This is a genomic window from Larkinella harenae (assembly GCF_054780515.1).
Map to the genome: position 1 here is coordinate 1,489,789 of NZ_BAAGWE010000001.1, position 22,419 is coordinate 1,512,207.

A 22,419-nucleotide genomic window follows, 5' to 3' on the forward strand; every position below is an offset into this window, starting at 1 on the left:
AGCAACCGGTAACGGGCGGATTGTCGGTTACAGCGAAATGGCAAAAACCGTCCAGCCGTCGGGGTTGGTTTTCAGAGAAAACGGAAAACCGTGGTTGACGAGAATGTCGCGGGTGAGGGTGAGGCCGATGCCCTGACCATCGGGTTTGGTACTGAAGAACGGATTGAACAGGTTGCCTTCCAGCTCCGGGCTGATGGGTTTGCCATTGTCCCGAACGCTCAGTTGACGGGTTTCGATGACCACTTCAACGGTCTGCCCGGTTTGGCAGGCTTCGATGGCGTTTTTAATCAGGTTGACCAGTACCTGTTCCATCTGCGCCCGATCGGCCGAAACCAGTTGCGCATCGGATTTAGCAAGAATGAGTAGCGAAACTCCTTTTGATTCGGCCTGGGGTTGCATCAGTTGAACCACATCGCTGACCAGTTCAACCAGGTTGGTAGCGGTTTTCTGAGGTGGTGGCAGCCGAACCACGTCGGCAAACCGTCTCATGAACCGGTTCAGCCGGTCGTTGCGCTCGATGGCAATCTGGAGGGCATGGCTCACGTCCGCGTGCTCGGGAACATTTAAATACGACTGGGTAATATTCAGAATGGAGTTGATGGCGCCAATGGAATTGTTAACCTCGTGGGCCATCATGCGGATTACCTTACTGTAGGCTTTTTTTTCTGATTCCAGGATCTCGCTTGTCAACTCTTCAATCAGCATAAAATCACGCCGAAAGCCCCGATCCATGAAATGCGAACGTTGAATGCGGTACGTTTCGATGCCGTTGCCTTTCAGGGTTTTGGCCTCCTGGGTGGGCGAGTCGGCGAGTTGATTGAGGACCGGGTGATTGAGGTCGGACAAAAACCGTCCGGCCAGTTGGTCATTGGTGCGCTGGAGCAGGGCGGTGGCTTTGGGGTTGGCCGAGGCAATCCGTCCGTCAAAGTCGAAAATCAGGGTGGCAATCGGAGAGGCTTCGGTGAGTTTTTCCAGAAAAAACTGCTGTTCCATTTGTTTGGTGCGTTCTTGCCGGAGCTGGTCGATCATCAGGTTGTATACCTCGATCAGACCGTCGACCTCGCGGTGGCCGGTTGGTACAAATTTGATCGTAAAGTCTTTATCCTTAATGGCTTCGATTCCTGCCGAGATGAACTGCGACGGTTGGCCGAAAGCCCGGTACAACTGAATCGCGCCCAGGACGGACAGCAGTACGAAGATTTCCGAAATGATAAACAGCAGATCGTTTTCGCGAAGCCATTTGAAAATCAGAAAGACCAGAGCCGCATGAACGGTCAGTATGTAGAGCAGGTATTTGGTGCGCAGCGAGAACTTCATGCTGAACTGCGATTATGCAGATTAAAACGATTAACTATGATGCTTCGCCGAGGATATAATCCATGAATCCGCGCAATCCCAGTTCAGGTATCGGTGGTATACGGTATTCCATATTTTTCCAGTCGCCGGTACAGGGCAAAACGCGTAATACCCAAGGCCCGCGCTACTTTGGAAACCTTGTGGTTGTAAAATGCCATTGCCCGGAGAATCATCTGGTGTTCCAGTTCGTCGAGGGTAATGGTGCCCACTTCCGGCAGCGAACGCGAAGATTGGGGCAGGGGGCCGGGTGTAATCTGTCCCTGAAAATCCGTAATTCCCAAATCGTCAGTGGAAGATAACAAAACCGTGCGTTCGACAATGTTTTTCAACTGGCGAATATTGCCCGGTAACGTCAGGTTGCGGGCCCATTTCAGGGCGGCTGGCTGCACGTTCAGGTTGGGTCGTTCGTAAATCGTTTTCAGGTTGTTGACAAAATACGTGATCAGGGGCGGAATATCGTCGGGCCGTTCGCGGAGGGCTGGAATTTTGACGGTGATGAGGTTGATGCGGTAAAACAAATCTTCGCGGAACGTGCCCCGGGCAACCATCTCTTCCAGGTTACGGTTGGTGGCACAGATCACCCGCACATCAACGGTTTTGCTCCGGCTGCTGCCCAGTGGTTCGAACGTGCGATCCTGCAACACCCGCAACAGTTTTACCTGGCTCGACAGATCCAGGTCGCCGATCTCGTCCAGAAAAATAGTGCCTTTATGGGCCAGTTCAAACCGTCCGACGCGGTCGGACTTGGCATCGGTGAAGGCTCCCCGCAGGTGCCCAAACAGTTCGCTTTCGAACAACGTGGAGGAAATACCGCCCAGATTGACCTTCACGAACGGTTTGCTCCGGCGTCGGCTGTTCTGGTGAATGGCCTCGGCAATCAGTTCCTTGCCCGTGCCGCTCTCGCCCGTAATCAGGACCGGTGCGTCGGTCGGAGCTACGCGTCCGATGGTTTCCAGAATTTCGAGGAGTTTCGGATCGTCGCCGACGATATGCCCAAACTGGTATTGCTGATCGAGTTTCCGGCGGCTGAGCGAGCGGGCCGGACTTTCTTCCGCCGATTGCCGGTTAAGGTTCAGCAGCGTCCGGACAGATTGCAGCACGTACTCATTCTGCCACGGTTTGGTGATAAAATCTTTTGCACCAGCCTTCATGCCCTGCACGGCCAGGTCGATGGTGCCCCAGCCCGTAATCAGAATCACCGGAACCGTTGGGTGGCGGTTCCGGATGACGGTCAGCAGTTTCAGCCCTTCCTCGCCGGAGGTTTCGATGGAAAAATTCATGTCCAGCAAAATCAGTTCGGGGGCTTCGGTTTCAAGTGCGTTCAGGGCCTGTTTGGGGTCGCTGGCTGTCTGCACGGAAAAACCGTCTCTCCGCAACAGCAGCGAGAGTGAGGTTTGTACGGCAATATCGTCGTCGATAATCAGAAGCATGGGGCGGGAAGATACTAAAAGTTGGTACACTGCGGTAGCCAGCGCGTATCAGCGGTTGTCAGAGTGGCCTCTGCATAACGCTGATACGCGCTGGCTACGGCTGCGAAATAACTCCTTATTCCTCGTGCAACGCAACCGCCGGCTGAATCTGAGCGGCCTGCTGGCTGGGAAAGAGGGCGCAGAGCGTGACAATTCCGTAAATAATCAGTACCGATAGGATGATGGCCGTCACGTAAATTCCCGCTTCCAGGTTGAACACGTTCATCAATGGAAACTGAGCCGCAAAGAGCAGTCCAATCAGCAGGCCGAAGGTAGCCAGCACCCAGATTTCACCAATGAATTGCCGGGAGATGCCGTAGCCCGTTGCTCCCAGTGCCCGGCGCAGTCCGATTTCGCCCCGGCGTTTGGCAATACTCAGATTCAAGACCCCGAACAAACCCAAAGCAACATTGATGAGCAGAAAACCGCTGATGATCAGGAAGATGATGACGGGCACGAGGGTGATGTTGTGTTTGTTCTTGCGCGAGTCCGTCAGGTGATCTACTTCGACGCTCCAGCCCGGCACCATCGTCGTAATTTCCTTGACAATTTTGGCTTCAAACAGCGCGTCGGTTCCGGGTTTGACGCGGGTCAGGAGCGTTCGGTCCCAGGGATTTTTTGCGTCCAGAAGTTCAAACACGGCCGGGCTGTTTTCCATAAATTCGCCCCGGGATTTGAACAGATCGACCACGCCCATCACTTTGAACCGATTATCAATGATTTTTCCCAGCGGGTTTTCATTACCGAACAGTTCGGTCTGCGTCTTCCGGTTGATGACCACCGGCTTGTATTTCCCAACGCTATCGGCACTTTTGTACCAGCGCCCGGCGATCAGTGGCATGGAGAGTGTTTTTGCAAAGTGTTCGTCGGTGGTAAAAAAGTCGGCGACAACTTTCTTTTTGTTGTACTCGATACCGTTGTTCATCTGACTGCCCGAAAAAGGAAAGTTACTGCCCATGCGGGAGATGGATTCGACTTCGGGATAAGCGCTGAGCCGCTGGATGATTCGCTGCGTTTTTTGGGAAACATCAACCGTGTCCTGGTTGTTGCTCAGGCTGATGGCCCAACCGTTCTGGTACTCAAAACCCAGCGGTTGGGTGTAATTGCGGACGTTGTACACAATCAGCGACGTAAGTCCGAACAGAACCAGAAAGGAAGCCCAAATTTCGACCAGCACCAGGGCGTGGCTCCCTTTCTTGTTCCAGATGAGTTTAAAAAGATGACGGATCATAAATCAAGAGTGAAAGAGTGAGTGGTAAAAGAGCGAAAGAAAAAAGCGAAACAAACCGCTACTTCATTCTATCGCTCTTTAAGATTTCAGTGCTTCGGCAATTTTAAGTTTCGACATCCGGAGGGCGGGGGCAACTCCCGAAAGCAACCCGAAAAACAGACAGACCAGGATACTGACGGCAAACACGTTGAAGTTGATTGTCAGGTCGGCGTAGGCAATCCAGCCGCTGTGGTTGATCAGCTGGATCACAATCAGGGTCAGCACCAGGGCAATGGCACCGCCGATGAACGTAATGAAAATATTCTCGATGATGAACTGCCACAACAGCGTCCGGGTGGGCGCTCCGAAGGCTTTTCGGATACCGATTTCCGAAGCCCGTTCCATGATCCGGCTTACGTTGACGTTTACGAGGTTAATCGCTGGCAGCCCCATGAGCATAAAGGCGATGAAAGCCACAATGCCAAAGAAAACGGCTTTCAGGCCGGGACTTTCTCCGAAGGTCCGGACGAAGGAGTCGAGGTACGGTTCGCAGGTTACCTCCAGAATTCCGTATTTGAAACCGTCCTGCACACCAGGCAGCGGAATTCGCCGGATACCGCTTTGAAACTCATCCTGAATGGTTTTGAAATCGGCGCGGTCGTGGGCCAGAATCATGGCGACAAAATTGCCCCGCATCCCGTTGTTCTGGTAATTGCTCTTGGGGTTGGTGTACGGGAAATATACGTCGCCGTAGGTGTACAGACGCGTCACCGGGCTACCCCGCACCACCCCGATGACCCGGTAGTGAATGTTTTCGATTTCGATCTGTTTTCCGACAACGGGTTCGTCCGGATGGTCGAAATACTGCCGTTTAAAGTCGTCGGTGATGACGGCGACGTAGTCGCCGTTCGCAATGTTCTGTTCGTTGTACGGTTTTCCTTCCAGAAACTCAAATTCGGTCACATCCCAGAAATTTGCATCGGTATATTTGGTATTCAGCTTGATCTTTTGCGAACCCGAGTAGGCATTGGACGTGCTAATGAAGGAGCAGATGGTGACCTTCTCCGCAGTTTTCAGGGATTTGGTAAAATCCGTCAGGAATTTAAAGCTCATTGGTCCCATCTGGCGCGACGTTCGGCCCGAGTCGGCCATCAGCATTTGCTGAATGTAGAGCGTACGGTCGCGCCGGGTTTCGGGATAGTGCGTTCCGAACAGGTGGTCAAGAAATGAGGTCAGGACCATCAATACCGTTAGTGTCAGGCTGATGCCAAAGAGCGTAATGAAGGTGTAAAACGGATGCCGCAAGAGCACCTTCCAGGCGATTTTTATGTAGTTGACTAACATCGTAAAAGAGCGAAAGAGTGGATGAGCGAAAGAGCGAGGAGTGAGCAGGTCAATGGCGACGCGGCTACCTTTTCACTCTTGCACGCTTTATAAAACCTGTGTGCCATCGAAAAGCCGGATGAGCCGGTGGGTGCGTTTGGCCATGCTTTCGTCGTGGGTAACCATCACGATGGTAGCGCCTTCCTGATTCAGGCTTTGCAGGATGTTCATAATTTCGTTGCCCATCGCGCTGTCGAGGTTGCCGGTGGGTTCGTCGGCCAGAATGATTTCAGGTTTGCCCACAATGGCACGGGCAATGGCGACGCGTTGCTTCTGACCACCCGACAACTGCTTCGGGAAGTGCTTGATGCGGTTGCTCAGGCCCACTTTTTCCAGCGCTTCTTTGGCGTATTGCTGGCGGGGCTTGCCGTTGGACGACCGATATAGTAACGGAATTTCCACGTTGTCGACCACCGATAAATCGTTGATCAGGTGGAAGCTCTGGAAGATGAATCCGATCTTCTGATTCCGGAGGTGCGCCAGTTCCTTGTCGCGGTACGAAGCAACCGGTTGGCCGTCCAGTTCCACGGTTCCTTTCGACGGTTCGTCGAGCAAACCCATGATGTTGAGCAGCGTGGATTTGCCGCAACCCGACGGCCCCATGATGGAGACAAATTCGCCCTGGCGGATGTTGAGGTTGATGTTGTTCAGCGCCAGCGTCTCGATGCTGCTGGTGCGGTACACTTTTTCGATGTTTGTGAGGTTGATCATCGTATTTGTCGGTTATTTTATCTTTTCGTTTCGTTCAAAATCGTACAGGGTCAGCAGGCGAATGGTGTAAAAAGCGGTCCAGTAATCACGCAGGGCCAGGATGGCGTCGCGCCGGGCGCGGTCTTTTTCCTGCATGGCAATGCCAAGGTCCGTTACGCTCAGGTCGCTCAGCATAAAGCGGTTTTGGGCAATCTGATACCGTTGTTGCCCGATGTTGTCGGCTTCGGCGGTGAGTTTAACCTGCTGTTGCAGCATTTGCAACAGCGTTACCTGGGTGTAAATCGCCTGCTCAAACGTCAGTTTGTCCTGTTCCACCGATTGGGTGGCCAGCTGCTGATTGGCTTTGGCGGTTTCGGTACGGGCCTGGGCACGTCCCCAGGTCATGATGGGCAGCACAAACTGAATTTGCAGGTATTCCCGGTCTTGCGGACGGATGTATACATCGCCCAGCTGAGCTCCCCGGTTCGATAAACCAAAGGAAGCATCCAGGGTGGCATTCAGACCGTTGTCTTTGCGCGCTTTGTCTACGTCGCGCTGGGCTTCCAGCAGTTTTCGCCGAAACGCGATGGCATCGGAGCGGTTGCTAAACGCTTCCTGAAGGGCTTTTTTGACGTCGATGGTCAGCTCAATGACCTGGGTCGGCACCGCCAACAGCAACGCCTGTTCGTCGCGGTAGCCCATGTATGACCGTAGCCGCAGGGAGGCAATTTCGGCATTTTGTCGGGCGGAAGCGTAATCTTTTTTGGCCGTCAGCACGCTGAGTTGCAGTTGCAGCAGGTCGTTCTGCGAAATCTTCCCCAATTCGAGCTTATGCTGGGCAATTTTGTAGAGGGTGTCGGTGTTGCTCAGGTTTTTTTCGGCAATCTGTAAATTGACCTGCGCAACCAGCAGTTCAAAATACAACCCCGTAGCGTCAACGGTCACCTGTTCCATCGATTCGATAAACTGCTGGTTGCTTTCTTCAAATTTCAACGGTTCAATTTTCCGGTTCCACTTCATGGCGTTGAACTGAAACAGCGGTTGTCTGACGCCCACCGCAAACGGAATTCCGTTGTAAAGGCGGTTTTTGCGTTGAAAATCGTCGAACCGTTGCAGTTGTTTCTGCACATACACCGACCCGCCGGTCAGGGCAATGTTCTGGCTGAGTGCTAGATTCAGCACAGAATTGTTATTGGAAATGGGCTGAAAGCTGATGGTGCCGTCCGGCTGCGTTACCTCGATAAACGACCGCTCGAAACTGGGTAAAAAACCGTCGAGACTTAGTTGGGGCTTAAAATCCGCCAGAAACGAACGGTATTGCCAGTAATTGGTCTGCTTTTGCGTGGCGGCCTGTTTAGCCGCAATGGACTGCGCTTTGGCCATTTGCACTACATCGTCAAGTGTCAAGTGCTGCGGTTGCGCAAGGGCTGCCGTGGGACCGAGCAGGAAGCGAAACAGCAATCCTACCACCACCAGGAGCTTTTCGTTATTCATGGCTGCTGTTGTCGATGGTAATTTCCTGCAAATGATCGAATTCGCTCAGGTCGGTGATGATGACCTTCTCGCCGGGCTGAATCCCGTTTCTGATCTCAACGTAATCGAAGTTCGATAAACCGGTTTCCACTTCCCGCCGTTGGGCAACACCTTTATTGTTCAGAACGTATACAGACTGCCGTTTCCTGCCTTTGAACGCCGGTCCGTTGGCCACCCGAACGGCTTTGGCGGTGCGGTTTGTGACCACAAACACCTCGACTTTCATGTTGGGTCGCAGCGACGAATGCCGGTTGTCGTCCAGTTGCACGACAAACTGCACTACGCCATTTTTGACCGACGGTTTTACCTGAGTAATCGTACCGCGCAGGTTGGTGTCGTTGATTTTTACAATGACGGGCAACCCTGTTTTGACCTGATCTGCGTAAACATCCGAGCAGGAGCCCTCAACCCGGAAGCTGCCCAAATCGGCCATCTTAACCAGCATTTCGCCTTCGTTGACTGCCGAGCCAATATTTTCGTTGACCCAGGTCAACACACCCGGGCGGTCGGCAATGATGTTGGCCTGATTCAGTTTGTGGTCTAGTTCTTTCAGATTTTTCTCCTCGATTTGCGCCTGTAACGTTGATTCCTTCAGACTGGCGCTCATCGACTGGCGGTTGTAAGCCAGATCGTTTTCGAGTTTTTTCTTTTCCAGTTCGGCGATACGCAGGTTGTTTTCTGCGAGCGTTACGTCTTCCTGCGTTCGCCCTCCAACTTTTAGTAAACGTCGCGTGTCTTCGAGTTCGGCTTTCAGTCGATTGATATTCAGGGATTTGATTTGGTCATCGGCTTCGGCGTCGAACAGGTTTTTGTTCAATTTCATCCGCAGCTGCTCAATGCTGTTGCGTTTGAGCGCCAGCTGATCCTGCATCTTTTCGTAGTCGATGATCGTCAATGATTTGTCGAGGTCCAAAATGGCCTGACCGGACCGAACCTGCGTGCCGGGCGTGAGTAAAACCCGCCGGATGCTGGCGCGGATGGGGCTGGTAATAATCTGTTCATAGGCCGGAATCACTTCGCCCGTTGCGCTCAGGGAATTTTCGACGGGCCCCACCTCCGCCGTTGCCGTTCGGATGCGGGCGGCTTCGACGGAGGTCTTCAGGACATTCCGGAAGAAATAAATCGCGATGGCCGCACCTACCAATCCGACTGCCACGAACGTGTAAGTTTTGGTGCGACTTCGTTTGATGATTTCGGGGGCAAGTTCTCTGTCCATTTGTTGTTTACGTTGACAGAGGTAATTCAAACGGTATGCCAGTGGGTAAATTGCTGATTTTTAGGAGTCTATTCTGTAGGCGCTTAAGCGAAACTGTGCGGTTTCGCACGGTTTGTGCGGTTTTGAACAGCGCTATGTAGCATGTGATTGATGTCGCATTTAAATATAATGATATATTACAACGATTTGGTCCAAAAAGGTGTCAGCTAAACGTGGCAGAATCCTAAACCTCATTACTCATGCATCCATCTTTACGTTTTTTGATGGTTACGCTGGCCCTCGTCAGCCTGGCAATGGGATTGGTTCGGTGCAAACGTAATGCTGACGAACCCGAGCCTTCGGCAGCCGGAAGAAAGCTTTTGGAATTGCATCTCGCGGGTATCCCCGATAAAAATATTACCATCGATCAGGAAAAAAGAATCGTAACGATTCTTATGCCATCGACTTTCCCGGCGGATGAGATCAAAGCCACTTATAAGTTGTCGGCGGATACCCGAATTGTCGATGGCATAAAAGACGGTTATCTGAGGGCCCGGCACCTATCCAGGTGTTACGAGCCACGAATTGTTTTGCAGAAAACCCCGTATTCGCCGGAGGATTTTCCGGTTGAATACCGGATTGAAACCCGTTCGGCCGGAAAGCTAACTCCCAATCCGACCGCTCCGCTTGAGATGATTCTGGGGGATCTGAGTATGGTAACAATTCCTTTCGAAAATTTGTACGGGAGTGTGCCAGTCGTCGATGCGCTTGTGACCCGCGAAGGCGGTCCGGAAAAAATCAGTTTGCTGCATGAATCTTCTTCGAGCAATTGTGTCTTTTTTTACCATACAGAGGTTGCAAATCAACTTCGTTTGTCCAGCACGCGTCAGTTGCCGCCCGGGCGGTATACGTTGGAGTTAGTGCAGAAAGACAGTACGGTTGTGGCCGTACCGCAGCCGTTGGTGATAAAAAAAGGAGAAGCCTGGCTGAGAATGAGCTCGGGGTTGTGGGGTGTTTTGCCCGGCGAACCGTTTCGAATCGACGGGTATAATTTATTCCAGGGTGATGCCTCGCTGACTATTGAGGGTCAAGAGAAAAGCTACCATCCTGTTTTAACCGATTTTTTTACGAATGGTACGGGGTTTACCGTCGTTCCTCCTGTGCTTGATCCCGGGGTCTATTTTATAAAGCTTTTTGATCAGGGAAAGGAGATCACTTGTATGAAACTGACGATTCTGCGTCATAAAGGGCAGCCCGTTTTAATGGGGCTCGGTAGTTATCTGCCATGTATGAATTACGACAGTTATCCGTTTAAGCGGGGCGCAAAGGTGGGTGTCAATTATGCGCCTTCTACCGCTGGCCTGCAACCTGACCCGGTTCGGCTGGATGAGCGATTACAATTTTCGCGGGTTGGGCATACAGCCGAAAAATACGATCTTCCTATCGTACTGTACCGGGATTTTATGAACCCTGCTTACGTAATTATACCGGATTCGATGCCCCAGGGGAAATACGAAGTACGGCTTCTGCTGAAAGACCCGAAAACGGGCGAACTTGTTTCGAGTGAAGTATACGAGCGCATCATTGACGTACAATAACCTGTGAAAATGAAACTTTTACTATTCCTGCTTCTGGTAAGTATGGGTTATGTCCCTGTTTCTGGCCAGGCGGTCACGAAAAACAGTATACGGGTTGGTATTGGGACGCATTGGCCGTACCTGGGCGAAGGCTCGGGGATGAAAGGCGGGCTAACGTTTTCGAGTGAGTACCTGCGCGAATTGAAAAAACGGCTTTATCTGAGTGCAAATATCCAGTATCTGACTCGACACGAGGGATTTAAAAACGAGATTCATGTCAATTGGGCCCAAAATGTGCTGGTACCCGCTTCTTTGAAAGGCAAACGGGTGCAGCACGAGTCTATTGTTGCAGGCTATGTGAGCGTGGCCTGGGCACCGGTCAATGACCTGAAAAACCTTTTGCTAATCGGCGGTGGGGCTGGTATTCAGTACAATGCCTATACCCAATTCTGGACGATGAGTAATCCGAATGGGTATATGATCATGAGCGGTCGCCGAACTAGCCCCAGTTTTAATTTTCTACTTGGTTACGATTTCAAAGTGACCCAACACGTTAGCCTTGGTTTACGCCAGAACTTCCTTATCGATGGCGAAATGATTCCGCTGCTGAGCATTGGAGTCGGTGCACGGTTTTAGGCTTACTTCTTCTTTGCCAACTGAACGGTTTTTACGTCTACTGTAATTTCCTTCAGCCGATTAGCAACGTCCTCGGGCATGGATTCCTGAAATCGTCCGCCGAGGTGTTTGGCCAGAAATTTCTCCGCCAGGGCGAGCATCGCCATGTTGTTGACGGGCCGTGCAAAACCGTGCCCTTCATCGGGCGCGCAGAGGTATTCAACCGGGAAACCACGATCGCGGAGGGCCACCACAATCTGATCGGATTCCGCTTTGTTGACCCGCGGGTCGTTGGCGCCCTGAACCACCAGCAAGGGTGTTTTGATCTTATCGGCGGAGTTGACCGGCGATTGTTTCATCAACTGTGCTTTGCCTTCGGGCGTGTTCGGGTCGCCCATGCGTTCGTAAAACATTTTCCGGACAGATTCCCAATACGGTGGAATGGAGTTCAGCAGGGTGATGATGTTGGAGGGGGCAACAATGGCGACACCGGCTGCATACACGTCGGGTGTAAAAGCCAAACCAGCCAGGGTCGCATAGCCACCGTAGGAACCACCCATGATGCCAACGCGTTTCGGGTCGGCAATGCCCTGATTGATCAGGTATTTAACGCCCCAGGTTATATCGTCCTGCATTTTTTCGCCCCATTGTTTGTTGCCCGCATTCAGGAACTTCTTGCCATAACCGGTAGAAGCCCGGAAGTTAATCGACAAAACCGCATATCCTCGGTTGGCCAGAAACTGGTGGAGCGCATTGTACCCCCAGACATCGCGTCCCCACGGACCACCGTGAGGTACCACCACCAATGGTAAATTATGCGGATCGCGGCCTTTGGGAATGGTTAGGAAAGCCGGGATTTCGAGCCCGTCCGACGATTTGTAGCGAATGGCCTCCATGCGGGCCAGGTCATTGATCGGTAGTTTTGGCCGGGGACGGTATTGGAACGTAAGCTCTTTGGTGTTGCGATCAAACAAAAACGTTGCTCCGGGGTCGGTGTCGCTCGTGGCCGACAGAAGCCAGTATTGCTCATCGTCGGTGGACGAAATAAAATGAATGTCCATGCCCGGCAACTCACGCAGAATAAACGGAAAATCTTTTTCGAACGCTTTGTCTTTCCAGTACCGGCGTAGCCGGTCGTCGGTGTAAGTCGTGAAAATGGGCTCCCGGGTTACTTCCGACAGGACAATCGAGCCAAAATCAACTTTTTTCTGCGGGTCAGACTCGACGTTTTTTTCTTTTTTTGTGACCGGATCAAACAGCACGAGCTTCTGAAGATCGGCTTTGTCTTTATTTGTGACCAGGTAAAACCGTTGATTGTCTTTATGAAAACCGACCGGGTAGCTGGTTTCAAAAATTGAGGTTGAATAAATGGGTGTTAAAGTGCCTTCATCCACCCGCATGATTTCGGAGCTGCCGTCGGGCGCAGTTCGGGTGGCGAGCCGCAATTTGTCGTCCCAGTCGAAGAACCAGCCGGTGATGCGGTCGGTATTTTTGCGGACCAGCGTTTTCTCACCGGTCGTCAGGTTGAGTTTGTAGAGGTCGTGCCAGGCTTTATCGCGGTCGTTCAGGCCAATGTATAAGGTGTTCGGATCGGTTTTGGGAACCCGGTAAATAGACGCCCGAACCCCGCTTGCATCGGTCAGGTTGCGCACCTTCGGAACGGTTTGTCCTGCTTCGGCCGGATTAACAGCGTAAATATTGTAATTTTCATTGCCGCCCTTGTCTTGTACGTACAGCACATACTTGCCATCCCGCGACCAAAAATAGGAGTTGATGGGCCGGAGCGTGTCGGCGGTAATCGGTTTGGCGTCCGTGAAGGCTTCGTCGCGCTTTTTTACCCAGATGTTGCGAGTGCCCTTATACGGTTTGATGAACGACATGTAGGCACCATTGGGCGAAAGCTGCGCACCGGTAATTTCCGGATCTCCGAAAATGAGTTGGCGGTCGATCAGACCGGGCACCTGAGCCGTTGCCGACAAGGCCAGCCAGCACACCAACAGCAGCAAGGAAATTTTTTTCATAACAACGGATATCAGGATGGAAAGGTAAGTTACGAAAAAAGAAAAAGCACGGCATCCGAGCCGTGCTTTTCTGTGAATCTAAATGGTAAATCGAATGGATAGAAAAATGCAGATATGCGTGGTTCCAGCGCTATTTTTCCGAAAGCCGACCCGGTGTGGAAGGCTGGCTTTCAGAAAAATGAATGCTTATTTTTTCGCTTCAAATACAATTTCAACAGGTTCTCCATCGGACGTGCCCGAGGCTTCGTAGATCAATTGACCTGCGCTGATTTCGGCAATCTGTGTACCATTGTCAGTGTAGAAACCGTAAGTTTTGCCCGATTCCTTGATGGTATATTCTCCCAGATCAAGTTCTTTTTCTTGCTCACCGGTTGCTTTCAGTAACAGGACGAGCAAAACGGTTTCAGAACCGGTTTTTTCTACTTTGGCGGAGGCCGATACGGTGACGCCTTTCTGGGTGACGGGTAACTTGGGATAATCCACGATGCTTTCGCCACCGGCGGTGTAGGAGAACGAACTCAGCGCATAAGTTCCGGCCACGGCGCTGGCGGGGTCTTTGGGCTCTACTTCGGGCTCGGTTTTTTTACAGGCGGCCACGACGACCAGCGTAAACAGGAAAATCAGTACTTGTTTCATCAGAGTAGTTGTTTAATGTTCGTTGCAAAACTAGCAGCGGGTCAGCGCCGGAACTACGGTTGATGGGATGAACTGTCAGTATTGATTCATCAAGTGTGTACAATCGAGTTTGATTGTGAATCAGCGGTTTACCAGACGAGTCAGGAACGGATAGGCACTGGTTGCGATTTTTCAAACAAACCGTCGGGTAGCGAGTTATTTTTGGAAAGCAATTACACGCACGTTATGAAAACGAAACAATGGATATGCGGGCTTTCATTAGCCTTGCTGGCGGCCACCACCCAACTAGCCTGCCAGTCGAAAACCGAGCGAAAAGCTGACGAAGTGCAAGATGCCTATAAAGATGTCATTGAAGCTCAGCGCGAGGGCGATACGAGCGAGGTCCGTGACGAACAGGCCGAACTGGATTCGGCTCGTCAGGATTACAAGGATATGGCAAAAGACTCAACCCGTAAATGATTGGGATATAGAGAAGCAAGCCCGGCATCAGAGATGATGCCGGGCTTATTTATGCTGTTACCATTGGTATTGATTATTCGCTTCCGCGGCATCATCGGTCAGGGTGGCGAAGAAAGAACGACTGACCGAGCTTTCGCTGTCCTTTCCTTGGGCCCGCTGTTCGCCGATGCCACCCGGTGCGGGCAGGAGCATGTTGATCACTGACAGCACTTCCGCGGTCAGACCGGGGGCCAAACCGTGGATGGCCGATGCTACCTTGGCGGGCAGCGAAATGATTAGTTCCGCCCGGCCGTAACGGCAGGCTTCGATGATCTGCCGGGCGCTTTCTTCGGCACTTTTTGATAAGCCCGGCAGGGAATCGCCAATCTTGAACCAGGCATACTCTTTCTCGTTCTGACCTTTGAAATGCGCGTTTCGGGGGCTGCCCGTTCGCATCAGTCCCGGGCAAACCGTTGTTACATAAATACCGTCCTTCATCAGTTCGGCGCGCATGCCTTCCGAATAGCCGACAAGCGCGAATTTACTGGTGGTATAAGGCAACAGGTGCGGAAAAGCGACTTTGCCGCCAAACGAGGCAATGTTGACGATGCGTCCGGCCCGGCGCAGCCTCATGCGGGGCAGAACCGCCTGAATGGTATGAAAGGCTGACCAGAAATTGGTTTCCATCACTTCCCGGAAGTCTTCTTCGGTAGCGTGTTCAACGGGGGTAACCAGAATCGTACCAGCATTATTGACCAGCACATCGATGGTGCCAACTTCTTCCTCAACCGTCTGGATGAAAGTAGTCACCTGTTCTCTGTCGGTAACATCACATACATACGTAAAAACCGTCACCCCATTTAATTCCAGATCGGCCTGGGCGCGTTCGAGTTCGGCCTGATCGCGGGCGCAGATGGCCAGATTCGCTCCTTCCTGCGCAAACTCGCGGGCTAGCACCAACCCCAAGCCGCGGGAGCCTCCGGTAATGACCACGGTTTTGCCCCGAAAATCGATTCGACGCCATTGATTCAGTAACGCGCGGGCCGCGAAAATAGCGCCAATCCCCGCTAATCCCCATAAGCCCATTCGGCTCTTATTCAGTCTGTTCATACCAGTTAGTCTTTTCGCTCAACAGGTATTCAACGCGCTGCGTCGCGGAATGTTACTGGCTATTTGTTTTTCTGAGCAAATAGTTCACCCGGATTTCTTGCACGTGGTTGAAACCGTCAGCCATTGAAAAAGTCGGTTTTACTACTCAGCCGAAACGGTTATTCGGCTGATTCGACCGCTACAAATGCCTGGAGTGCGTGGGAAATGAAAAAAAACTGGCCCGGTTTTAAAAAAAAATATTAGGGCTACAATACTGGTTGAAAATGGGCAATACGCTTGAATTTGGCCTATTGTATCTCTCAGGAGAGAGGGGAAATGATCAACAAATACGGGGCAACTGTCGGTGAAAATCGGTTATGAAAGAAAAAAGATGAAACTGGATTAAACGTTGGGTTGGGTTGTTACTCTAAGAGACATAAAACAACAAATAAAAACGAACAACCATGAAAACGAGCATCATCGCCCTCTTCACTTTTGCCGTAATCAGTACTGGAACCGCTATGGCACAACGTGGCTATGACTATGACCGGTATCCGGCTCCGAACTCCCGGTACGAACGTCATGACGATATTCAGGAGGATATTCGCATCGATCGGCTGGATGACATTGTGGGCTTGTCGCGTCGGCAGGAGCGGGAGTTGAAGCGGATCGAAAATCGGTACGATTACCGGGAAATGGAAGCTGCCCGCCGTCGCAATCCGTATGCTTATCAGCAAACCCTGCGTCGGAAAAACCAGGAGATGATGTCAGTGCTGACTCCCCATCAACGGGAACGCTTATTTGCTTACCAACAACAATACCGTCGGAATGACCGGGGCTATTATGGTCGTCGGTACTAGTCGGAACTAATGAACAGAGTACCCACCGTCGGGGGAAGCGCCAGTTTAGCTTCCCCCTTTTTTTTCTTATTTCCGGGCGAAAAGCATGAGTTCCGTGTCTTTGTTATTTTTATCGCCAAGGTAGAACACCAGGTTTCCCGCGTCCGTGAAGGCAAAATACTTCGCCTTCGGCAGGTTACGATAATACTCCAATTCGGCGTTCATCGCTTCGGGTGGCCCCGCCATTTCGGTGGTGAAAAGGCTATTTTTCAGCACCGAAAGCCCATTTTGATCATCGATCTTTAAAATACCTCCGTAGTTATTCACGAAACTTCGTCCGCTTACCTGGAGCGAATCGCCCGCGCGGTTGGCCAGAATTAGGGTGACTGTATTCCGCTGTTTTTCCGGCAGCAGCTTATTCCGATAATTGATCAATTTCCACTCGCCCTCCAGCGAACTCAGTTGCGCGCGCATGGCGGTCACGGTTGTATTCCCGGTCATTGTGCTGTCGTCTTTGGATGGCTTACAGGCCGAAAAACAGCAGATTAAGAATAGGACGAGCAGTAGAGGAGGGCTCGATGAATGCATGTTATATTGATTTTAAAGTACTAGTTATCAGGAAGATTCAGGGAAGCGTAGAAAGGTTGGAACCGCTGTTCGATGGGTTGTAAAAAACATACGTTTAGAAAGTAAATGAATGGCTTGGTTCAGGTAGATTTTCGACCGCGTGGCTTTATTAGTACCTAAGCCAACCATCAAGAGAATTATGAAAAGCCTATCTTTTTCTTTCGTGCTCTTCGTCGCTACGGTGTCGGCCACGTTTGCCCAGCAACCCACAGCGGCTCCGGCTGCACCGGCCATGCGGTTGACCACCACCGCCTTTTCGGACGGTGGAATTATTCCGATCAAATTTACGCAGGCAGCACCCGGCGCGGCACCGGGCGGAGGGACGTCACCGGCCCTGAACTGGACCAACGTGCCGGTCGGTACACAAAGCTTTGTGCTACACATGCACGATGTGGACGTTGCTCGCAACAAAGGAACGGACGATAACCTGCACTGGCTGGTCTGGAACATTCCGGCCACGGCTACCGGCCTGCCTGAAGGTATCCCGGCCGGAGCACAACTTCCAGACGGTAGTTTTCAAGTCAATGTGTTCACGGCGGCTTACCGGGGACCAGGCGCAGCGGCTTCGGGGCCTTTACATCATTACGTGTTTGAACTGTATGCGCTGGATACCAAAATTGACGTAAAAAACCCGGCGGAGAGAACGAAGGGTCGGCAACCCGCCTGAACGTGTTAAAAGCCATTGAGGGCCATGTACTAGGAAAAGCTGCATACGTGGGCCTGTTCAAACGGCCCCAATAAACCAGACGGTTTTCGGGCGGCTATTCCTGCCACTTTTCGATCAGGTATAAATACTGGGATGGAAAATGGTGTTGCCAGATGTTGGGGTTGGAGGGGTCGTTGCTGTACTTCTGTAAATAATCGGCGGTCGGTTTTAAAACGATGGTATTGCCCGTTCGGACGTAGTAATTACTGCTGTAATAGGTCGGGATGCTAAAATCGGGGAGTTGTTTATGAACGGATTTGGACATCATTTTTCCTAAAAACCGTTGGTAATTTCGTTGTGCTTTGAGGCTCGGTTTGCTCATCTGTTTGTAGACGTACTTGAGCGCCATATTTTTAGGGAATTTCTGTTTTTTGATCATGGCTTTGGCACCCCGGAACGGGTTAACGGGCGTGAAGTCGTCGACCGTCTGCACGGAGAAAGGAACATCCGGAACCCAGTCGGCCGTGTTGACTACATTGTAGGCCCAGCCGCCCTTGGTCCTGTTTTCGTAGTCGTAGGCATAAAACAGATTTCCCGGCTTTGGTCCGGCGCTGCAATACGTTTTAAACCGGATATCGGCTGGGAGTCGGTTTTCGGCTTTCCGGTTTTCCAGATAGGAGTTGAGCAGGAAGGTGATGCCCCCGCCCTGGCTGTGTCCGGTCAGAATGAATTCTTTGATGCCAGCTTTGTAGCACGAATCAATTTTGTGCTCAATGCTTCCCGATAAATAGGCCATCGCCACCAGCCAGCCAACATGAACGGCCGCGTGGGGGTCGTTGGACAGGGTGTACTTGAACGTTGTTTCTTTGGTCAGGTGCAGCTCACCTTTGGCCGGAATCATGGCTGCGTACAGGTTGGCCAGAAAACTCGCTCCGGTCGGAATGCTTCCCTGCACGGCAATCAGGGCGACTGGTTTGGTTGTGTGGACCCACAAATCCCAGATGTTGTCAAAGGCAACCCGGGGTGACCGGTACACAAACCGGAAATCCTGGGGAGGGGGCAAAGAGACACTATCGGCCCAGCGGTTGACGGCAATGTGCGTCCGCTGGTTGATCTTTAAGGTCTCTATGTATTCGGCCTTGTCGAACCCGGGTTTCAGATTCTGACTGAATACCGTTTGTGAGAGCAGAAAACTGCCGAGTAAAAACCGTAGGAAAATTCGGGCTGACATGAAACTGAGTTTGTTGATCGTTGGCGCAAACGCCTGAAAAGACGCAACTTCCGGGCATATTTCCAAATTCAGACCGATTGCCTGCGTTTCAAAACGCAGGCAATCGTGAAAAACAACCCGGTGGGCAGCCAAAGACGCCATTTTCCTCGGTTTCTCTGTATCGCCTGTGTCGGTTAATGTAGCTGATAAAGCCGCCCTTCGCCCGGAAGAAAGGACGCGCTAAGCAGTCCTTTCTTCCGCTCAAAAGCAGTTCGGACCGGCTTGCCGGTCACCCGCGAGATTTCCTGGATAGTTTTAACCGACGGTTTGATCCGGAATGAGAAATCCTTTTTGTCGGTGATGGATTTATTAACCACCATGATGTAATCGGCCTGGGTAACGGGGTCTTTCAAATGAGACAGGATCACGTCCGTCTGCGCCGTAGCGGGGAGCAACAGAAAATCGGTGGGCGGGTGCGCCGTTCCCATCCAGAGGCTGTCGCCGGTATGGTATACCTCCCTGGCATCCAGGTGGATAAGCGTTTTGCCCAGTTGCTTCATTTCGGTGTTTAGCAGTTTTACATAGGCAAACCGCTCACTTTTTTTGCCGTCGGGGCCGATCACCGAGCTACCCGTAAACGGTTCCTGCTGGGAGCGGGGCGGGGTCCAGTACGGAAACCAGACCGGATTTTTGATCCCATAAGCCAGGATGGAAAAGGTATTCAGCCGCATTTCATTCAGGTTAGGAATTCGCCATACATTGTCCATCCCAAAAACCTGCAGGTAGCAGGAGGTGCTGACGTTGTATTTCAGGCCCGCCCGGCGAATGATATCCAGGTTGTTGTAATACGATTTCATGTAGCGATCGTTCACTTTGAACGGGTAGGTGTCGAATGAAAGGTATTTTAAGTTCTCGGGCCCTGCTCCTTCGATCCAGCGTTCGACGTAGCCTTTTTCGTAATTGTTGACAGCATAATCCGGCAGCAGGTTGACATACGGTGTTTTGTCGGGGTCCAGTGTACTGATTTTTCGGTAGGTTTGGATGGCCCAGTCGAGTCGGGCGCTGTCGGGCTCATCGCAGATAATGTACCCCGACGTGGCCGGGTGGTTTTTATACCGACTGACCAACGCTTCGATGTCGGCTGCGTTGCCATGAATCCGGGCGTCGTGCACGTACACTTTCAAACCGTGCTTCTGGGCCAGATCAAGCGTTTTCAGGTTGCTCGCTTCGTTGGCGCTGACTTTGCCGCCAACGTTTTGAATATAGTCAATCTGGGCTTCTTTGAGGTAACCGTATTGTTCGTCGTTGACAAATTCGTCGGGCGGTGGAACGTAAATGCCGATTTTGAACTCGGGCTTTTTTTTCTGGGCTACGCTGGTCAGCGAAGGCAACAAGCAGCTAAACAACAGGGCGTAAATTCGCCCGGAGTGGGGGAGTGGTTGCATGGTTGGGTTAGGAAATGGAGAATTGCCCAAAAATAGGCAAGCTCCGTAACTCACGCAACGGTTTGGAAGGTAAAAAAAAAGCGGGCCGGAGCCCGCTATCATTACGCACTGTGCAAAAATTCCATCACGTCGCCATCGGCCACGACGTATTCCTTGCCCTCGACCGACAGCTTTCCGGCTTCGCGGACGGCAGCCTGTGATTTATACTGCACAAAATCCGGGATTTTGATCACTTGCGCCCGGATGAAATGCTTCTCAAAATCGGAGTGGATAACCCCGGCAGCCTGCGGAGCTTTCCAGCCGCGCTGAATCGTCCAGGCCCGAACTTCCTTAACGCCCGCCGTAAAATAGGTAATCAGGTTCAGCAATCGGTAGGAGGCTTTGATGAGCCGGTCGAGACCGGATTCTTCCAGGCCGTATTCACCCAGAAACAGCTGCCGTTCTTCGGGATCTTCCATTTCGGCAATCTGGGCTTCAATGGCGGCACACACCACTACTACTTCCGCCCCTTCCGCTTTCGCCATTTCTTTCAGCTGATTGGAATACTGATTGCCGTTTGGCAGCGATTTTTCGTCAACATTGGCCACATAAATAACCGGTTTGACAGTCAGCAGCTGGAGCTCACCCACGGCGGCCTGGCTTTCTTCGGGTGTTACATCGACAGCGCGCGCGTTGAGGCCTGATTCCAAAGCTTTTTTGTATTTCAGCAACGTTTCCAGTTCGGCTTTGGCTTTCGCATCCCCACTAGCACGGGCTGCTTTTTCAGTCCGCTGGAGCTTACGGTCAACCGACTCCAGGTCTTTTAGTTGCAGCTCGGCGTCGATGATTTCTTTATCAAAAAGTGGGTTGACGCGGCCTTCCACGTGAACAATGTTATCATCCTCAAAGCAGCGGACCACGTGCACGATGGCATCTACTTCGCGGATATTGGCCAGAAACTTATTGCCCAGCCCCTGTCCCTGGCTGGCCCCTTTCACCAGTCCGGCAATATCGACAAATTCAATGATGGTGGGCACTACTTTCTGCGGTTTCACCAGGGCTTCCAGGGTGTCCAGGCGCTCGTCGGGAACCGTCACAACGCCGACATTGGGATCTATGGTACAGAACGGATAATTGGCAGCTTCGGCTTTTCCGCTCGAAATGGCATTAAACAACGTGGACTTTCCGACATTCGGCAGTCCAACAATACCGCATTGAAGACTCATGAACTTTGAAAGAGTGAAAAATGAAAGAATGAAAGAGTGAAAGAGCCACACAGCGAATTATACCGATTCACTCTTTCATTCTTCCTGAATTATTCCGCAAAGTTCGGATATTCGGGGGCGAAAAACAAAAAAGCCTCTGGGCATTAGAGGCTAAGGGAAAAGAATGGATTGGGCATTAATCCCACTTCAGATCGCTACCACCAACATCTTCCAGCTCGTCTTTTGCAGCATACTGAGAGAAGTCAAAATCCGGCATCAAATCGGATTTAATGTATTGAATCGTATCGTGCAAAGCCTCCGAGAACTTGTCAAAATCTTCCTTGTAAAGAAACATTTTGTGTTTCTCATACACAAAACCATCACCCTGCGGATGTCGGCGGCTTTCGGTGATAGTCAGGTAATAATCATTGGCACGGGTGGATTTAACGTCAAAAAAATAGGTGCGTTTTCCAGCCCGGACCCGCTTGGAAAAGATTTTTTCTTTCTCTTTTTCTTCCACAATCGATGGTGATTTTGGGTGATTTAAACGCTAAAATAAGCGGATTAGTATAACTAGCAAAAATATTGCCTGAAATTAATTTTCTTAGCGTATAGCCCCAGCTACCGAGCTTTGCGCAAACACTAGAATAAAGAAAGAAAACATATTGTTTCTTAAGGGGTTACCGTTATCTTTGTCCTAAGGGATTTTTTGAGTTTTCAGAGAAGGTGGGGCGTAAGTGTCTGGCGCTCAACCTTTTTTTGTTTTCCACCAAACCTCAAACTGTATGAGTCTAATCGTAACGATTATGCTGTTTTTTGGCGGCATGAAATCAACGGAGGCCCACTCGGGTCTCATACAGAAAGGAAAGGCTTCTTTCTACGCAAAACGCTTTCATGGGAAAAAAACCACCAGCGGAGAACGTTATCAGAATGACAAACTGACGGCGGCACACATTTCTCTGCCCATGAACACTCTAGTTGAAGTAACCAATCTAGACAACAACCAATCTGTAGTCGTGCGGATCAACGACCGGGGCCCCCACGGTAAAGGCCGGGTTATTGACCTGGCGTATGGCGCAGCGAAAACCCTGGGAATGGTTAAAACGGGTATCGCCAATGTGGCGATCCGGGTTGTCGGGGCCAACCGGAAAATCACTGAAACGGCCGCTGCCGTTTTAGCTCCGTTTGACGCCCAATTACAACCGCAGCTTGCTCCTATCGACAACATCTAAGCGCGGTCGACGTTTTTGTATCGC

Annotated in this window: 21 protein-coding genes; 6 read left to right on the top strand and 15 right to left on the bottom strand. The window is 51.4% G+C overall.

Annotated elements, in window-relative coordinates; all coding sequences use genetic code 11:
• Positions 1-27: 27 nt before the first annotated feature.
• From ACYVH9_RS05985 to ACYVH9_RS06015, 7 genes are all read right to left on the bottom strand, one after another.
• The gene (locus tag ACYVH9_RS05985; protein ID WP_460635387.1) at positions 28-1,317 is read right to left on the bottom strand and encodes a sensor histidine kinase; all 1,290 of its coding nucleotides are present in this window, start codon (positions 1,315-1,317) and stop codon (positions 28-30) included.
• Between the two features lie 83 nt (positions 1,318-1,400).
• Positions 1,401-2,786 (bottom strand): sigma-54-dependent transcriptional regulator, encoded by a 1,386-nt coding sequence (locus ACYVH9_RS05990; protein ID WP_460635388.1) that lies wholly within the window; start codon positions 2,784-2,786, stop codon positions 1,401-1,403.
• A 115-nt stretch (positions 2,787-2,901) separates the two neighbouring features.
• Positions 2,902-4,056, bottom strand: a complete 1,155-nt coding sequence (locus tag ACYVH9_RS05995; protein ID WP_460635389.1) for an ABC transporter permease — start codon at positions 4,054-4,056, stop codon at positions 2,902-2,904.
• A 78-nt stretch (positions 4,057-4,134) separates the two neighbouring features.
• A complete protein-coding gene (locus ACYVH9_RS06000; RefSeq protein WP_460635390.1) occupies positions 4,135-5,379 on the bottom strand; it encodes an ABC transporter permease in 1,245 nt (414 codons plus the stop codon).
• A gap of 87 nt (positions 5,380-5,466) precedes the next feature.
• On the bottom strand, positions 5,467-6,129 hold the full coding sequence (locus ACYVH9_RS06005; RefSeq protein ID WP_460635391.1) for an ABC transporter ATP-binding protein: 663 nt from the start codon (positions 6,127-6,129) through the stop codon (positions 5,467-5,469).
• A gap of 12 nt (positions 6,130-6,141) precedes the next feature.
• Complete coding sequence (locus ACYVH9_RS06010; protein WP_460635392.1) at positions 6,142-7,602, bottom strand: TolC family protein; 1,461 nt, start codon at positions 7,600-7,602, stop codon at positions 6,142-6,144.
• Positions 7,595-8,857 (bottom strand): efflux RND transporter periplasmic adaptor subunit, encoded by a 1,263-nt coding sequence (locus tag ACYVH9_RS06015; protein ID WP_460635393.1) that lies wholly within the window; start codon positions 8,855-8,857, stop codon positions 7,595-7,597. Before ACYVH9_RS06015 ends, ACYVH9_RS06010 begins: the two co-directional genes overlap by 8 nt.
• Before the next feature lie 239 nt (positions 8,858-9,096).
• On the opposite strand from ACYVH9_RS06015, the gene ACYVH9_RS06020 reads away from it, so the two are divergent.
• Both ACYVH9_RS06020 and ACYVH9_RS06025 read left to right on the top strand, forming a co-directional pair.
• The gene (locus tag ACYVH9_RS06020) at positions 9,097-10,434 is read left to right on the top strand and encodes a hypothetical protein (RefSeq protein WP_460635394.1); all 1,338 of its coding nucleotides are present in this window, start codon (positions 9,097-9,099) and stop codon (positions 10,432-10,434) included.
• Between the two features lie 9 nt (positions 10,435-10,443).
• Complete coding sequence (locus ACYVH9_RS06025) at positions 10,444-11,049, top strand: hypothetical protein (protein ID WP_460635395.1); 606 nt, start codon at positions 10,444-10,446, stop codon at positions 11,047-11,049.
• Positions 11,050-11,051: 2 nt separating this feature from the next.
• On the opposite strand, the gene ACYVH9_RS06030 is transcribed toward ACYVH9_RS06025, so the two are convergent.
• On the bottom strand, positions 11,052-13,049 hold the full coding sequence (locus ACYVH9_RS06030) for a S9 family peptidase (RefSeq protein ID WP_460635396.1): 1,998 nt from the start codon (positions 13,047-13,049) through the stop codon (positions 11,052-11,054).
• A gap of 186 nt (positions 13,050-13,235) precedes the next feature.
• Positions 13,236-13,685 (bottom strand): hypothetical protein, encoded by a 450-nt coding sequence (locus tag ACYVH9_RS06035; protein WP_460635397.1) that lies wholly within the window; start codon positions 13,683-13,685, stop codon positions 13,236-13,238.
• 225 nt (positions 13,686-13,910) lie between these two features.
• Here ACYVH9_RS06035 and ACYVH9_RS06040 point away from each other — a divergent pair, with 225 nt between their 5' ends.
• Positions 13,911-14,144 (top strand): hypothetical protein, encoded by a 234-nt coding sequence (locus tag ACYVH9_RS06040; RefSeq protein ID WP_460635398.1) that lies wholly within the window; start codon positions 13,911-13,913, stop codon positions 14,142-14,144.
• A gap of 57 nt (positions 14,145-14,201) precedes the next feature.
• Here ACYVH9_RS06040 and ACYVH9_RS06045 read toward each other — a convergent pair whose 3' ends face one another.
• Positions 14,202-15,233 (bottom strand): SDR family NAD(P)-dependent oxidoreductase, encoded by a 1,032-nt coding sequence (locus tag ACYVH9_RS06045; RefSeq protein ID WP_460635399.1) that lies wholly within the window; start codon positions 15,231-15,233, stop codon positions 14,202-14,204.
• A 443-nt stretch (positions 15,234-15,676) separates the two neighbouring features.
• Between ACYVH9_RS06045 and ACYVH9_RS06050 the strand changes: the two genes are divergently transcribed.
• Positions 15,677-16,072: a hypothetical protein gene (locus tag ACYVH9_RS06050; RefSeq protein ID WP_460635400.1), complete on the top strand. Its 396-nt coding sequence runs from the start codon at positions 15,677-15,679 to the stop codon at positions 16,070-16,072.
• A gap of 66 nt (positions 16,073-16,138) precedes the next feature.
• On the opposite strand, the gene ACYVH9_RS06055 is transcribed toward ACYVH9_RS06050, so the two are convergent.
• Complete coding sequence (locus ACYVH9_RS06055; RefSeq protein WP_460635401.1) at positions 16,139-16,552, bottom strand: META domain-containing protein; 414 nt, start codon at positions 16,550-16,552, stop codon at positions 16,139-16,141.
• A 265-nt stretch (positions 16,553-16,817) separates the two neighbouring features.
• Here ACYVH9_RS06055 and ACYVH9_RS06060 point away from each other — a divergent pair, with 265 nt between their 5' ends.
• Entirely contained in the window at positions 16,818-17,345 is a 528-nt protein-coding gene (locus ACYVH9_RS06060; RefSeq protein ID WP_460635402.1) for a YbhB/YbcL family Raf kinase inhibitor-like protein, read from the top strand.
• A gap of 94 nt (positions 17,346-17,439) precedes the next feature.
• On the opposite strand, the gene ACYVH9_RS06065 is transcribed toward ACYVH9_RS06060, so the two are convergent.
• The 4 genes from ACYVH9_RS06065 to ACYVH9_RS06080 all read right to left on the bottom strand — a co-directional run bounded on the left by ACYVH9_RS06065 (position 17,440) and on the right by ACYVH9_RS06080 (position 21,683).
• On the bottom strand, positions 17,440-18,696 hold the full coding sequence (locus ACYVH9_RS06065; protein ID WP_460635403.1) for a lipase family protein: 1,257 nt from the start codon (positions 18,694-18,696) through the stop codon (positions 17,440-17,442).
• Positions 18,697-18,728: 32 nt separating this feature from the next.
• Entirely contained in the window at positions 18,729-19,979 is a 1,251-nt protein-coding gene (locus ACYVH9_RS06070; RefSeq protein ID WP_460635404.1) for a hypothetical protein, read from the bottom strand.
• Between the two features lie 101 nt (positions 19,980-20,080).
• On the bottom strand, positions 20,081-21,184 hold the full coding sequence (gene ychF / locus ACYVH9_RS06075) for a redox-regulated ATPase YchF (protein ID WP_460635405.1): 1,104 nt from the start codon (positions 21,182-21,184) through the stop codon (positions 20,081-20,083).
• 175 nt (positions 21,185-21,359) lie between these two features.
• Positions 21,360-21,683: a DUF3276 family protein gene (locus tag ACYVH9_RS06080; protein ID WP_460635406.1), complete on the bottom strand. Its 324-nt coding sequence runs from the start codon at positions 21,681-21,683 to the stop codon at positions 21,360-21,362.
• A 265-nt stretch (positions 21,684-21,948) separates the two neighbouring features.
• On the opposite strand from ACYVH9_RS06080, the gene ACYVH9_RS06085 reads away from it, so the two are divergent.
• Positions 21,949-22,395 carry a septal ring lytic transglycosylase RlpA family protein gene (locus tag ACYVH9_RS06085; RefSeq protein ID WP_460635407.1) on the top strand — a complete coding sequence of 149 codons (447 nt, stop codon included), beginning with the start codon at positions 21,949-21,951 and terminating at the stop codon, positions 22,393-22,395.
• Positions 22,396-22,419: the final 24 nt, after the last annotated feature.

Coding starts and splice junctions, on each gene's coding strand:
- ACYVH9_RS05985 (WP_460635387.1), bottom strand. CDS start 1,317: ATGAAGTTCTCGCTGCGCACCAAATACCTGCTCTACATACTGACCGTT.
- ACYVH9_RS05990 (WP_460635388.1), bottom strand. CDS start 2,786: ATGCTTCTGATTATCGACGACGATATTGCCGTACAAACCTCACTCTCG.
- ACYVH9_RS05995 (WP_460635389.1), bottom strand. CDS start 4,056: ATGATCCGTCATCTTTTTAAACTCATCTGGAACAAGAAAGGGAGCCAC.
- ACYVH9_RS06000 (WP_460635390.1), bottom strand. CDS start 5,379: ATGTTAGTCAACTACATAAAAATCGCCTGGAAGGTGCTCTTGCGGCAT.
- ACYVH9_RS06005 (WP_460635391.1), bottom strand. CDS start 6,129: ATGATCAACCTCACAAACATCGAAAAAGTGTACCGCACCAGCAGCATC.
- ACYVH9_RS06010 (WP_460635392.1), bottom strand. CDS start 7,602: ATGAATAACGAAAAGCTCCTGGTGGTGGTAGGATTGCTGTTTCGCTTC.
- ACYVH9_RS06015 (WP_460635393.1), bottom strand. CDS start 8,857: ATGGACAGAGAACTTGCCCCCGAAATCATCAAACGAAGTCGCACCAAA.
- ACYVH9_RS06020 (WP_460635394.1), top strand. CDS start 9,097: ATGCATCCATCTTTACGTTTTTTGATGGTTACGCTGGCCCTCGTCAGC.
- ACYVH9_RS06025 (WP_460635395.1), top strand. CDS start 10,444: ATGAAACTTTTACTATTCCTGCTTCTGGTAAGTATGGGTTATGTCCCT.
- ACYVH9_RS06030 (WP_460635396.1), bottom strand. CDS start 13,049: ATGAAAAAAATTTCCTTGCTGCTGTTGGTGTGCTGGCTGGCCTTGTCG.
- ACYVH9_RS06035 (WP_460635397.1), bottom strand. CDS start 13,685: ATGAAACAAGTACTGATTTTCCTGTTTACGCTGGTCGTCGTGGCCGCC.
- ACYVH9_RS06040 (WP_460635398.1), top strand. CDS start 13,911: ATGAAAACGAAACAATGGATATGCGGGCTTTCATTAGCCTTGCTGGCG.
- ACYVH9_RS06045 (WP_460635399.1), bottom strand. CDS start 15,233: ATGAACAGACTGAATAAGAGCCGAATGGGCTTATGGGGATTAGCGGGG.
- ACYVH9_RS06050 (WP_460635400.1), top strand. CDS start 15,677: ATGAAAACGAGCATCATCGCCCTCTTCACTTTTGCCGTAATCAGTACT.
- ACYVH9_RS06055 (WP_460635401.1), bottom strand. CDS start 16,552: ATGACCGGGAATACAACCGTGACCGCCATGCGCGCGCAACTGAGTTCG.
- ACYVH9_RS06060 (WP_460635402.1), top strand. CDS start 16,818: ATGAAAAGCCTATCTTTTTCTTTCGTGCTCTTCGTCGCTACGGTGTCG.
- ACYVH9_RS06065 (WP_460635403.1), bottom strand. CDS start 18,696: ATGGCGTCTTTGGCTGCCCACCGGGTTGTTTTTCACGATTGCCTGCGT.
- ACYVH9_RS06070 (WP_460635404.1), bottom strand. CDS start 19,979: ATGCAACCACTCCCCCACTCCGGGCGAATTTACGCCCTGTTGTTTAGC.
- ychF (WP_460635405.1), bottom strand. CDS start 21,184: ATGAGTCTTCAATGCGGTATTGTTGGACTGCCGAATGTCGGAAAGTCC.
- ACYVH9_RS06085 (WP_460635407.1), top strand. CDS start 21,949: ATGAGTCTAATCGTAACGATTATGCTGTTTTTTGGCGGCATGAAATCA.